Here is an 11831-nt window from a genome sequence, read left to right as displayed (position 1 = left end):
CGATCGCGAAAACAGGTTACAGTAGCTATGACGCATCTTTCTTTCTTTGAAAGGTGTGAGAGCACTTGAAATCAAGCGAGTCGCCTCCAATTCTTACACAACAACATAAACAACGGAGCTGTTATGAGCAACAAAGGGCAACTGTTACAAGACCCATTCCTCAATGCATTACGCAAAGAGCATGTTCCTGTCTCGATCTACCTGGTCAATGGCATTAAATTGCAGGGCCATATCGAATCGTTCGATCAATATGTCGTATTGCTGCGCAATACGGTGACACAGATGGTGTACAAGCATGCCATCTCGACAGTGGTGCCGGCCCGTGCCGTCAATCTCAATATTGAATCTGAAGCGGAGTAAAGCGTTGAGCTTGACGGCCCAGCGCCTTTCACCGTCCATCGCCCCCGTCCGCGCCAGCGGCGCTGATGCGTTTGCATCGGCGTCGGCGTCCGCCACAACTCATCAGATGCCATCATGCGCGCGGCACTAGTCGGAGTTGACTTCGGTCACAGCGACTTCGCCGCCAGCATGGAGGAACTCATGCTGTTGTCGCGTTCTGCTGGCGCAGACCCGATTTCCACCATCACGGCCAAGCGTTCGAGTCCCGACTCCGCGTATTTCGTCGGCAGCGGCAAGGCCGATGAAATTGGCGACGTCGTCGTCAACGATGGCCTGGAAATCGTCATCTTCAATCATGCCCTCTCGCCTGCGCAGCAGCGCAATCTGGAAAAGCGCCTGAATGTGCGCGTGCTCGACCGTACCAGCCTGATCCTCGACATCTTTGCGCAGCGCGCCAAGAGCCACGAGGGCAAGCTGCAAGTCGAGTTGGCCCAGCTGCAGCATCTGGCCACGCGCCTGATCCGCGGCTGGACCCACCTTGAGCGGCAAAAGGGCGGTATCGGCTTGCGCGGTCCCGGCGAGACGCAGCTCGAGACCGACCGCCGGCTGATCGGCGACCGCGTCAAGGCCTTGCGCGCCCGTCTGGAAAAGCTGCACAAGCAGCGCGAAACGCAGCGCCGCGCGCGCGGCCGCAATCACACATTCTCGGTGTCCCTGGTCGGCTATACCAATGCCGGCAAGTCGACCCTGTTCAATGCCGTGACCAAGGCCGGCGTGTATGTCGCCGACCAGTTGTTCGCCACGCTCGACACCACCTCGCGCCGGGTTTACCTGGGGCAGGAAGTGGGCAACGTGGTGATCTCCGACACGGTCGGCTTCGTGCGCGAATTGCCGCATCAGCTGGTGGCCGCATTCCGTGCCACGCTCGAAGAAACCATCCATGCCGATTTGCTGCTGCACGTCGTCGACGCCGCGTCGCCGGTACGCATGGAGCAGATCGAGCAGGTCAACCTGGTCTTGAAAGAGATCGGCGCCGATCATATTCCGCAAATTCTCGTGTGGAACAAGATCGATGCGGCCGGGCTGGAGCCTTCGGTGGAGCGCGACGAATATGCTACGATCAGTCGCGTGTTCGTCAGTGCGCAGAAGGGCAGCGGGCTCGACCTGCTGCGCGATGCGATCGTCGAGATGGCCAGGAAGGCGCCCGGTTCGGCCCACCTGTATCAGAACGACGAAGCACCGCAGGAAGATCAGTTTGACGGTCAGTACGACCAGCACGATGGCGCCGCCCCGGACCAGGACGAAGAGCCTGGCGAGGACGATAGGATTTCCACCCACTCCCAAGTCGGAACACGATAGTTATGCTTGTCTCCCTACTCAAAAAAACAGGCTTGAAGTTGTCCCTGAACGATCCCCGCTGGGGCAATCGCAAGGACGACGGCAAGAAAGCCCAAGAAGGCAAAAAGCCCGGCGAAGGTCCGCCGGACCTCGATCAGTTGTGGCGCGATTTCAATCAGCGCCTGAACGCCTTTTTCGGACAGAAGAACCGTCCCGACAACGGCGGCAATAACAACGGCGGTGGCGGTGGTCCGCGCCCAGACATGAAGGGCGCCGGCATCACCGCAGGCGTGGTCGGCGTGATCGCCGTCTTCATCTGGCTCGCCAGCGGCGCCTTCATCGTGCAAGAGGGCCAGAACGGCGTCGTGCTCACGTTCGGCAAGTACAGCCACACCACGCCGGCCGGTTTCAACTGGCGCTGGCCGTACCCGTTCCAGACCGACGAAACCGTCAACGTGTCGCAGGTGCGTACGGTGGAAGTGGGTTACCGCCAGTCGCTGCGCAACAAGCAGGCCAGCGAGTCGCTGATGCTGACGGACGATGAAAACATCATCGACATCCAGTTCGCGGTGCAATACACCCTGAAAGATCCCGTGGCGTGGCTGTTCAACACGCGCGACCAGGAAGACACCTTGCGCCAGGTCGCCGAAACGGCGATCCGCGAAGTGGTCGGCCGCAGCAAGATGGACTTCGTGCTGTACGAGGGCCGCGAAAAGGTGGCCTACGATACGCAGCAGCTGATGCAGCAGATTCTCGACCGCTACAAGGTCGGCGCCGTCATCACCAACGTGACGATGCAGGCCGTGCAGCCGCCGGAGCAGGTGCAAGCCGCCTTCGACGACGCCGTCAAGGCAGGCCAGGACCGTGAGCGCCAGAAGAATGAAGGCCAGGCTTACGCCAACGACGTCATTCCAAAAGCCCGCGGTGCCGCTTTCCGCCTGATGGAGGAAGCCGCAGCGTACAGCGCGATGGTGACCGAGAACGCGGCAGGTAATGCTTCGCGCTTCAAGCAGGTGCTGGTCGAGTACCAGAAGGCGCCGGTTGTCACGCGCGACCGCATGTATCTGGAAACGATGCAGCAAGTGTTCAGCAGTGCCAGCAAGGTCATGGTCGACGCGAAGACGGGCAGCAATCTGCTGTACCTGCCGCTTGACAAGCTGATCGCCCAGACGGCGGCCACCGACGCTGCCGCTGCCGCCGCCCGTGCTGCCGCGACACCCGCAGCCAACACCGTTTTGCCACAGGAAGCCATGCCGACAGTAGAAGTCAATCAGCGCCGCGACAGCCGCTCTTCGCGTGAACGGGAGAGCCGCTAATGAATCGTATCGTAGCCGCCCTGATCGCGGGCTTTATCGCGATCATGCTCTTGTCCTCGACCGTGTTCGTGGTCGACCAGCGTAAGTATGCGGTCGTCTTCGCCCTCGGCGAAGTCAAGGAAGTCATCAGCACGCCGGGTCTGTACTTCAAGCTGCCGCCGCCGTTCCAGAACGTGCTGTACCTGGACAAGCGCATCCTGACCTTGGATACGCCGGAACCGGAACGCTTCATCACGGCCGAGAAGAAAAACATCCTCGTCGACGCCTACGTGAAATGGCGCATCGCCGATCCGCGCCTGTATTTCCGCAGCTTCGGCGGCGATGAAAAGCCGGCCCGCAACCGCATGTCGCAAATCGTCAAGGCGGCGCTGAACGATGAAATCACCAAGCGCACCGTGCGCGAAGTGATCTCTGGCCAGCGCGGCAAGGTGATGGAAGCGATCCTGGCGAAGGTCTCGGCGGAAGCGAAGGCCATCGGCGTGGAAATCGTCGACGTGCGCCTGAAACGCGTCGATTACGTCGAGCAGATCAACAACTCCGTGTACGAGCGCATGAAGTCCGAGCGCGTGCGCGTGGCCAACGAGCTGCGTTCGACCGGTTCGGCCGACTCCGAGAAGATCCGCGCCGACGCCGACAAGCAGCGCACGGTGATCCTGGCCGAAGCGTACCGCGAAGCCGAGAAGATCCGCGGCGAGGGCGATGCCAAGGCATCGCAGATCTATGCGGAAGCGTTTGGCAAGAATCCGGAGTTCTACAAGTTCTATCGCAGCCTGGAAGCCTACCGCGCCACGTTCAAGGACAAGGGCGACGTGATGGTGGTCGATCCGAGTTCGGAATTCTTCAAGTACTTCAAGGGCGGCGGCGCAGCCGGTTCGGCCAAGAAGTAAGACAGCATCGGGACTGCCCCCGTCCGCAACGACGGGGCAGTAGCACCGGGGCCGGCATCATTGCCGGCCCCGTTTTTTTATGCCAGCCAGGCTGTTGCGGGAAGGCGTAAAATTCCCTGTTTTTAGGGCTGCGCGGCAGCGTTTCGGACAACTTATCCCTAAAGGCCCGTGTTTTCGCGTAAAATATCAGGTTCGGCCTCTTGCCTGGCGCGCCCGCCGCTGCCTCGCATGATGCATTTTTTCAACTTTCTTCCGTATCTCGCTCCCTCATGCCGAATTGGCTTTTGCCCGAAAATATTGCCGATGTTCTGCCGTCGGAAGCGCGCAAGATCGAAGAGCTGCGCCGCCTCATGCTGGATAATTTCCGTCTGTACGGATATGAACTGGTGATGCCGCCGCTGCTCGAGTATCTGGAATCGCTGATGACCGGCGCTGGCAAGGATACCGACCTGCGCACGTTCAAACTGGTCGACCAGCTGTCTGGCCGCATGCTCGGCCTGCGCGCCGACATGACGACGCAAGTGGCGCGCATCGACGCCCATCTGCTGAACCGCGCCACCGTCACCCGCCTGTGCTACGCCGGCAGCGTGCTGCATACCCGTCCATCGGGTTTGCACGCCACCCGCGAACCGCTGCAGATCGGCGCCGAAATCTATGGCCACGCCGGCCTGGAAGCCGATGCCGAGATCCAGGAGCTGGCGCTCGCCTCGCTGGCACTGGCCGGTTTCGATAGCGTCCGCCTGGATTTGTCGCACGTCGGCCTGTTGCGCGCTATCATTGCGCAAGATGCCGCCGCCGAGCGCGACGAAGCTGCGCTGTACGCCTTGCTGCGCGCGAAAGATGCGCCGGGCCTGCGCGCCCTGACCGCATCCTACGATGCCGTCACGCGCGATGCGCTGCTGGCCTTGCCGAACCTGTATGGCGACATCGACGTGCTGGCGCGTGCGCGCGAAGTACTGCCGCCGTTGCCGGGCGTGCTGAAAGCGCTGGCCGAACTGGCCGCGCTGGCAGGATCTGCCCTGGGCCGCGCCGAAGTGGCGATCGACCTGGCCGACCTGCGCGGCTACCAATATGAAAGTGGCGCGATGTTTGCGCTGTATGTACCTGGCTTGCCGAACGCGGTTGCGCGCGGCGGCCGTTATGACCACGTCGGCGAAGCGTTCGGCCGGGCACGTCCCGCGACCGGCTTCTCGCTCGATTTGCGCGAACTGGCGCGCCTGTTGCCGACCGCGGAACGGAAGCATTCGATCCGCGCGCCGTGGGGCAGCGCGCCAGAATTGAAGGAAAAAATCGCCGAGTTGCGCAAGGCGGGCGAGGTCGTGATCCAGAGTATGCCGGGTCACAGTAATGAACAAGACGAGTTCGAGTGCGATCGCGTGCTGGTACTTGCCGATAATGGTAGTAGCTGGATTCTTAAAAACTTAGGTTAAGTGATGTCAAAGAAAATTATGGCAAAGAACGTCGTTGTCATCGGCACCCAATGGGGCGATGAAGGTAAAGGCAAGATCGTCGATTGGTTGACCGATCACGCCCAGGGTGTGGTGCGCTTCCAGGGCGGCCACAATGCAGGCCACACGCTGGTCATCGGCGGCGTCAAAACCGCGCTGCAGCTGATCCCTTCGGGCATCATGCGTCCAGGCGTCGCCTGCTACATCGGTAACGGCGTAGTCGTTTCCGTGCCGGACGTGCTGCGCGAAATCGACAAGCTCGAAGCTGTCGGCGTCGAAGTCGCTTCGCGCCTGAAAGTGTCGGACGCTGCGCCCGTGATCCTGCCTTACCACACCGCGATCGACCTGGCGCGTGAAGCCAAGCGTGGCGATGCGAAGATCGGCACCACCGGCAAGGGCATCGGCCCGGCCTATGAAGACAAAGTGGCGCGCCGCGCGATCCGTATCGCCGACCTGCTGAACGAGAAGCGCTTTGCCGAAAAGCTGGCCGAAAACCTCGATTACCACAACTTCGTGCTGGAAAACTACCTGAAGGCGCCGAAAGTCGACTATCAGAAGACCCTCGACGACGCGCTGGCCTATGTGCCGCGTCTGCGTCCGATGGTGACCGACGTGTCGAGCGCGCTGTATAAGGCGCACAAGGCCGGCGCGAACCTGCTGTTCGAAGGCGCGCAGGGCTCCCTGCTCGACGTCGACCACGGCACCTACCCGTTCGTCACCTCGTCGAACTGCGTGGCCGGCAATGCCGCCGCCGGTTCGGGTGTCGGTCCTGGCATGCTGCACTACATCATGGGCATCACCAAGGCTTACACGACGCGCGTCGGTTCCGGCCCGTTCCCTTCGGAACTGCCAACGGATGCGGGCGTCGGCCACCACCTGGCGCAAGTCGGCCATGAATTCGGCACCGTGACGGGCCGTGCCCGCCGCTGCGGCTGGTTCGACGCCGCCTTGCTGCGCCGCTCCGTGCAGATCAACGGCGTGACGGGCATGTGCCTGACCAAGCTGGACGTGCTGGATGGTATCGAAACGCTGAAACTGTGCACCGGCTACACCATCGACGGCGTGGCCACGGACATTTTCCCATCGGGCGCCGAGGAAGCCGCCCGCTGCGTACCGGTGTACGAAGAGATGCCAGGCTGGACGGAAAGCACGGTCGGCGCGAAATCGCTGGCGGCGCTGCCGGCAACGGCGCGCGCTTACATCAAGCGCATCGAAGAACTGGTCGGCGTACCGGTGGACATGGTTTCGACCGGTCCGGATCGTGAAGAAACGATCGTGCTGCGTCACCCATTCGAATAAGCTGCTGGACACAATCCGCCGCAAGGCGGATTTTTTTAATCACGCTAATAATAAGATTCCACTATCATGACTACCCCACAATCGAACGATCAACACCTCTGGGTCAACTGGGAAGAATACCACCGCCTGATCGAGCGCCTGGCGCTCAAGGTCTACGAATCGGGCTGGAAATTCGACCAGGTATTGTGCCTGGCGCGCGGCGGCGTGCGTCCCGGCGACGTATTCTCGCGCATTTTTGATTTGCCACTGGCCATCCTGTCGACCAGCTCCTACCGCGAAGACGCGGGCACGGTGCGCGGCGACCTCGATATCGCCAAGTACATGACCATGACCAAGGGCCCGCTGGCCGGCCGCATCCTGCTGGTCGACGACCTGGCCGATTCGGGCGTCACGCTGGACAAGGTCACACGTCACCTGAAGGAAAACTTCCCTGACGTGACCGAAGTCAAATCGGCCGTGATCTGGCTGAAGGGCTGCTCCGTCGTGCGTCCCGACTACTTCCTCGACGAACTGCCGCACAACCCGTGGATCCACCAGCCGTTCGAAGACTACGACGGCCTGCGTCCGCACCAGCTGGCGGCGTGGATCAAGAAGGGCGAAGCAGGCAAGTAATTGCGTGCGCGCTTGCAAAAAAAAGACGATCGTGTATCGTCTTTTTTTTCGTCCAAGGAAATGCGATGACCATACTGACGACGGCGCGCCTGCGCCTGGAACCGATCACGGAAAACCATTACGAGCGCATGCGCATGCTCAACACCGATCCCGAGGTGATGACCTATCTGAACGCGGGCCAGCCCGAAAAGGAAGAGGACACGCGCGCCGCCGTCAAGCGCGTCACGGGCCGCTGGGCCGAGTGGGGCTATTCGTGGTGGGCGCTGATACGCCTCGATGATGGCGAGATGGTGGGCATGGCCTGCCTGCAGCATCTCGATGGCGACAAGAGCAAGCCGCACGAAATCGGCTGGCGTCTGGCCCGCACGGGCTGGGGCCAGGGCTATGCCAGCGAAGCGGCAGCCGCCATCGTCGCGCATGCGTTCGACGTCGTCGGCGCGCCCGAAGTGGTGGCCGTGGCGCACCCGGACAATGCCGCCTCGATCAAGGTCATGACGCGCCTTTGCATGCAATGCGTGGGCATGGAACGCCATTACGATATCGATAGCGTCGTGTACCGTCTGGCGCGCCCATGACGGTAACGCGCAAGCCCTTGAAGCTGGGCTGCGCCTACGGCGTGCGGTTTTCGCCCGATGGCACGCGCCTGGCCGTGCTGGGGCGCGACCTGGTCCTGTGGGACGTGGCGGCACGCCAGAAACTGTGGCGCGGCAAGTTCATCGCCCACTGTTCCAGCATGGCCTTTTCGCCCGATGGCGGCCGGCTGGCCATCAAGAGCACGACGGGCCTGCAGGCTGTGGTGGATGCGCAGGCGGGCCAGGTACTGCTGAACTTCCAGAACAAAAAGGATGGCGAAGGCTGCGGCCCCGCGTGGTCGCCGTGCGGCCGGTATCTTGTCGATGGCGGCTGGGATGGACGCCTGCGCGTGCGCGACGCGCAAACGGGCGACCTGCTGTTCACGCAGGCGCACCCTGGCGAAATGCTGCGCGCAATCTACGCCATCGATGGCGGGCGGCGTTTGCTGGTCCTGCATGGCATCAAGTCGGTGGAGGAAGGGCAGGTGCAGCCGCCCGACTACTGCAGCGTGTGGGACTGGCCGCTGCAAGCGGGAGGCGGGCGCGTGGTGCTGTCGCTGCCCAAGCTGGCGTCGTGCGCCCCATCGCCCGATGGCGAGCGCCTGGCCGTGCTGCATTACGCGGGCGGCGACGAGTATCTGTCCGTGCATGCGATGGATGATGGCCGCTGTCTGGCCACGGCGCCCGTGGAAGCGGGGGCTGGCACGGGTGACGCCTTGCGCTGGCTGCCCGACGGCAGCGCGCTGGGACGCATCGGCAAGGGCAAGCTGCTGTTCTATGCCTGGCCGGGGCTCGGCGTCGTGGCGCAGGAAGATTTTACGTATCCCTGCGCACTGGACTTTTTGCCTGGCTCGCCATTGGCCGCCATCGGTTCCTGGGAGTCTGGCATGCTGATGGATCTGAACGTTCACAAGGAAACCCCATGATCACCTGCTACCTGCGTTACATCATCGACCCATACAAATTGCGGGAATTCGAAGCCTACGGCAAGCTGTGGATACCGCTGGTCGAACGCTTCGGCGGCCAGCACCACGGCTACTTTTTGCCATCGGAAGGCGCCAGCAATGTGGCGCTGGCCATGTTCTCGTTCCCCAGCCTGGCCCTGTATGAGCAGTACCGCAGCGATTCGATGCAGGACGCCGAATGCCAGGCCGCCTTCCGCTATGCCGAGGAGACGCGCTGCATCGTCAGCTATGAGCGCAGTTTTTTCCGCCCCGTGTTTGCCTGAACAAGGTCAATCGCGCTGCGGCGCGCCCAGGGGGAAGAGGTGGCGGTACGGGCGTGCTTCTTCCACCGCGCGGGCGAACGACGGGCGGGCCAGCAGGCGCGCGCGGTAGGCGCGCAGCAGGGGCAGCGTCGCGGGAATCGGCTGCGTCCAGTCCGCATAGAACAGCGAGGGAGCTGCGGCGCAGTCGGCCAGCGTAAAGCGGTCGCCGGCGGCCCACGTCTTGCCGACCAGATGGGTTTCCAGCCAGGCGTAGGCGAGGTCCAGCTTGTCGCCTGCGAACGCGCGGCCTTCCTCGGTCTTCGCCGCGTCGCCGCTCAAGGCGGCGCCAACGGCATGCTGCACAGGTGTCATGACGTGCAGGTCGAAATAGCGGTCGAGAAAACGCACCTCCAGCGCCTGCATGGCGTCGTCCGGCAGCAGGCGCAGGGGACCCGGATGGGCCAGTTGCAGGTATTCGATGATGATGCTGGTCTCGGCGACGTTGCGCTCCCCGTCCACCAGCAGCGGGAATTTGCGCAGCGGCCAGCGCTCCAGCCATTGCTGCAAGTGTTGCTGCATGTCCGGCGCCAGGCAGCGGAAATCGAACGGTATGGCGTTTTCGTACAGGGCGACGAGCACCTTTTGCGTGTACGAGGAAAAGGGATGGCCGTAGAGGATCAGCGACACGGTGGAATCTCCTGTGCAAGGTTGGCAACACGCGCGTGTGGCAACGATAGTGCAATGACAGGATCAATGCAAGCGGTCCGGGCCGTTCCGCTTGCATCTGTTGCCCGCCCGCCGCCTAACTCAGGTTTGCCAGGTAGCGCAATCCCGTGATGCTGGGGAAGAAGCAATACACGCCGCCGCGCGTGATGACGCTGCGCGAAAAATGCTGCAGTTTCGTATTGCCGCTGCCCTTGGCGCCCACGCCGGGCAAGGTGAAGGAACTGACGCTCGGGTCGTTGATTCCCAGGAACACGTCCTGGCCGCTGATGTTGAGCGTGGCGTTGCCCGCCTCGGGACCGGCCGGGCCGACGGCCGATTTGACGAAGGTAGCGTCATCGTTCCATTGCTGCATCAGGAATTCGAACTGATTGCGCAGGTTGGCGTTGATGAAATAGCCGACCAATCCCCGCTGCTCTGCGATGGGTGTCACCGGATCGTATTCGCTGCCGTAGGGCATGGCGCGCCGCACGATGCGGTGGTGGCGGGCCGAGGTGCCCACGACGCCTTCGTCGCGCGGATTGTTGCGCCGGATATGCGCGCCGACCGGGCATTTCAGGCCCAGCGTGTCGTCCCGCTCCGGCTGCGCATCGACATAGTGAAAGCGGTTCAGGCTGGCGTTCGGCAGCACGGGCCCCGGTTCGTCCGGCGCGAGCACGAGCGGATTGCCGTTGCGCCAGCGTCCGCACATCTTGGCGGCCACCATCTCGGTACTGAGTCCGGAACTGGCCGCGCCCTGGCTCAGAATGCTGTCGAACAGGGGCACGTCCTGCTCCAGGATGCGGAAGGCGGCATAGCTGCCATTGGTGGACAGTTGCGGTGGCTGCACCTGGTAGGTGCCGCCGTTTTCATTCGGATAGCCGAGCAGGAATTCGCCCGTCTTGACGCTGTTGAGCGGGTCCGGGTCGTATGCGCGTTCGTGCTTGCGCGGCGGGGCGCCATCGACGTCGGGCTGGGCGATGTTGTCGCGGTAGCCGAAATGCACGCGGTTGCCTGGCAGGGCCACGCCATCGTGCGCATACAGTTCATGCCAGCCGGCGGCAAAGGCGCCACGCAGCTTGGCCGACGTTGCCTGCAGCACTTCCTCCGATTCGCTGACCCACAGGCTCAGCATCGCATGCACCTGGCCGGCTGTGGTGGCCGGCCCCAGGTTGCCGAGCCAGTGTTCGGGGGCACTGTCGCCCACGTCGCCTACAGCGGCGACGCTGGCCGGATCGGCCGCACCCCGTTGAAATGCCTGGTCAAAGGTGGCCAGCTCGGCCGCGGTTATCCCCAGAGCCGACAGGCCGGGAGCGGTAAAGCTGAGGTTCAGGAAGCAGGGCGGCTTGGGGTGGATATGGCGCGCGGTGGTAATGGCCGGCAGCCCGTCGCTGCCGTCGAGCAGGGCCGCGATGGTGCGCCGCGCCTGCGCCGCATCCGTGATGCTGAAGATGAAATGGCGCGCCAGGTTGACGCGGTAGCCGCGCAGGATCGTGCCTTGCACGTCGTCGTAATCGATGGTGGGATCGGCCATGCTGTCTCTCCGGGGGCTGGGGTGGTGGGGCCGCTTGCGCAGCCCCGGCGTGGCGTTTTCTTTAGACGGAAGCGAGGATTTGCTGGACGGTCTGCGGATAGGCGTTATACAGGCCCGTGTTGGGCACGTGCTGCGCGGCGTCGTTGGCGGTGATGAAGGCTTCGAATGCGGCCACATGGTTGGCAACGGGCATCAGCGCCTTGCCGCCCACGACAAACTGCAGCAGCGCGTCGAATACCTCGCCCAGCTGGGCCACGAAATCCTCGATGTAGCCGTTGAAGCTGCCGTCATACTCGGTGATGACGCCGATGATCAGGGTATCGGAAGTACCCGTCTTGCCAATGTTGGGTAGCAGATTGGCCTGCGAGCGGTCAAACAGGACGAAGCGGGCAAAGTGCACGGTACCGATATTGGTGAGGGCGGTATTGATCTTCGTCTGGTATTCCTGCAATGCTGCGGCGATGGAGATCGGATTGGTGCCGGGTAGTACCGGCATCATTAAGCACAGTGGATTTGCCATGGAAGGCTCCTCATTACGTGGTTGTCGGGACGACCGACACTACGCCGCGGCTCCTGC

13 protein-coding genes are annotated in these 11831 nt (G+C 62.7%); 10 read left to right on the top strand and 3 right to left on the bottom strand.

Annotated features, from left to right (window positions below):
- Window positions 1–123: 123 nt before the first annotated feature.
- From hfq to KO538_RS03065, 10 genes are all read left to right on the top strand, one after another.
- Window positions 124–360, top strand: a complete 237-nt coding sequence (gene hfq, locus KO538_RS03110; RefSeq protein WP_008450615.1) for an RNA chaperone Hfq — start codon at window positions 124–126, stop codon at window positions 358–360.
- A gap of 114 nt (window positions 361–474) precedes the next feature.
- Complete coding sequence (gene hflX, locus KO538_RS03105; RefSeq protein ID WP_034752026.1) at window positions 475–1698, top strand: GTPase HflX; 1224 nt, start codon at window positions 475–477, stop codon at window positions 1696–1698.
- Between the two features lie 2 nt (window positions 1699–1700).
- A complete protein-coding gene (gene hflK, locus KO538_RS03100; RefSeq protein ID WP_034752025.1) occupies window positions 1701–2993 on the top strand; it encodes an FtsH protease activity modulator HflK in 1293 nt (430 codons plus the stop codon).
- Window positions 2993–3880: a protease modulator HflC gene (gene hflC, locus KO538_RS03095; protein ID WP_034752023.1), complete on the top strand. Its 888-nt coding sequence runs from the start codon at window positions 2993–2995 to the stop codon at window positions 3878–3880. Before hflK ends, hflC begins: the two co-directional genes overlap by 1 nt.
- A 269-nt stretch (window positions 3881–4149) precedes the next feature.
- Window positions 4150–5310: an ATP phosphoribosyltransferase regulatory subunit gene (locus KO538_RS03090; RefSeq protein WP_034752022.1), complete on the top strand. Its 1161-nt coding sequence runs from the start codon at window positions 4150–4152 to the stop codon at window positions 5308–5310.
- Window positions 5311–5313: 3 nt separating this feature from the next.
- Entirely contained in the window at window positions 5314–6627 is a 1314-nt protein-coding gene (locus tag KO538_RS03085; RefSeq protein ID WP_034752021.1) for an adenylosuccinate synthase, read from the top strand.
- A gap of 66 nt (window positions 6628–6693) precedes the next feature.
- Window positions 6694–7239: a phosphoribosyltransferase gene (locus KO538_RS03080; protein ID WP_034752020.1), complete on the top strand. Its 546-nt coding sequence runs from the start codon at window positions 6694–6696 to the stop codon at window positions 7237–7239.
- A gap of 65 nt (window positions 7240–7304) precedes the next feature.
- On the top strand, window positions 7305–7814 hold the full coding sequence (locus KO538_RS03075; RefSeq protein ID WP_219327447.1) for a GNAT family N-acetyltransferase: 510 nt from the start codon (window positions 7305–7307) through the stop codon (window positions 7812–7814).
- Window positions 7811–8737 (top strand): WD40 repeat domain-containing protein, encoded by a 927-nt coding sequence (locus tag KO538_RS03070; RefSeq protein WP_219327446.1) that lies wholly within the window; start codon window positions 7811–7813, stop codon window positions 8735–8737. Before KO538_RS03075 ends, KO538_RS03070 begins: the two co-directional genes overlap by 4 nt.
- Window positions 8734–9039 carry an NIPSNAP family protein gene (locus KO538_RS03065; RefSeq protein ID WP_034752016.1) on the top strand — a complete coding sequence of 102 codons (306 nt, stop codon included), beginning with the start codon at window positions 8734–8736 and terminating at the stop codon, window positions 9037–9039. Before KO538_RS03070 ends, KO538_RS03065 begins: the two co-directional genes overlap by 4 nt.
- A 6-nt stretch (window positions 9040–9045) precedes the next feature.
- On the opposite strand, the gene KO538_RS03060 is transcribed toward KO538_RS03065, so the two are convergent.
- The 3 genes from KO538_RS03060 to KO538_RS03050 form a co-directional block, all read right to left on the bottom strand.
- Window positions 9046–9705, bottom strand: coding sequence for a glutathione S-transferase family protein (locus KO538_RS03060; RefSeq protein WP_219327445.1), 660 nt, complete (start codon window positions 9703–9705; stop codon window positions 9046–9048).
- A gap of 115 nt (window positions 9706–9820) precedes the next feature.
- Entirely contained in the window at window positions 9821–11254 is a 1434-nt protein-coding gene (locus KO538_RS03055) for a hypothetical protein (protein ID WP_219327444.1), read from the bottom strand.
- A 61-nt stretch (window positions 11255–11315) separates the two neighbouring features.
- The gene (locus KO538_RS03050; protein ID WP_139143280.1) at window positions 11316–11774 is read right to left on the bottom strand and encodes a hypothetical protein; all 459 of its coding nucleotides are present in this window, start codon (window positions 11772–11774) and stop codon (window positions 11316–11318) included.
- Window positions 11775–11831 lie beyond the last annotated feature (57 nt).

Origin of the sequence: Janthinobacterium sp. NKUCC08_JDC, assembly GCF_019345575.1 — a bacterium.
In the GTDB taxonomy this organism is placed as follows: Bacteria; Pseudomonadota; Gammaproteobacteria; order Burkholderiales; family Burkholderiaceae_D; genus Janthinobacterium; species Janthinobacterium aestuarii.
This window is presented reverse-complemented; position numbering and strand designations above follow the sequence as displayed.

Excerpts from the sequence above, each read along its gene's own strand:
- hfq (WP_008450615.1), top strand. The coding sequence starts at position 124 with ATGAGCAACAAAGGGCAACTGTTACAAGACCCATTCCTCAATGCATTA.
- hflX (WP_034752026.1), top strand. The coding sequence starts at position 475 with ATGCGCGCGGCACTAGTCGGAGTTGACTTCGGTCACAGCGACTTCGCC.
- hflK (WP_034752025.1), top strand. The coding sequence starts at position 1,701 with ATGCTTGTCTCCCTACTCAAAAAAACAGGCTTGAAGTTGTCCCTGAAC.
- hflC (WP_034752023.1), top strand. The coding sequence starts at position 2,993 with ATGAATCGTATCGTAGCCGCCCTGATCGCGGGCTTTATCGCGATCATG.
- KO538_RS03090 (WP_034752022.1), top strand. The coding sequence starts at position 4,150 with ATGCCGAATTGGCTTTTGCCCGAAAATATTGCCGATGTTCTGCCGTCG.
- KO538_RS03085 (WP_034752021.1), top strand. The coding sequence starts at position 5,314 with ATGTCAAAGAAAATTATGGCAAAGAACGTCGTTGTCATCGGCACCCAA.
- KO538_RS03080 (WP_034752020.1), top strand. The coding sequence starts at position 6,694 with ATGACTACCCCACAATCGAACGATCAACACCTCTGGGTCAACTGGGAA.
- KO538_RS03075 (WP_219327447.1), top strand. The coding sequence starts at position 7,305 with ATGACCATACTGACGACGGCGCGCCTGCGCCTGGAACCGATCACGGAA.
- KO538_RS03070 (WP_219327446.1), top strand. The coding sequence starts at position 7,811 with ATGACGGTAACGCGCAAGCCCTTGAAGCTGGGCTGCGCCTACGGCGTG.
- KO538_RS03065 (WP_034752016.1), top strand. The coding sequence starts at position 8,734 with ATGATCACCTGCTACCTGCGTTACATCATCGACCCATACAAATTGCGG.
- KO538_RS03055 (WP_219327444.1), bottom strand. The coding sequence starts at position 11,254 with ATGGCCGATCCCACCATCGATTACGACGACGTGCAAGGCACGATCCTG.
- KO538_RS03050 (WP_139143280.1), bottom strand. The coding sequence starts at position 11,774 with ATGGCAAATCCACTGTGCTTAATGATGCCGGTACTACCCGGCACCAAT.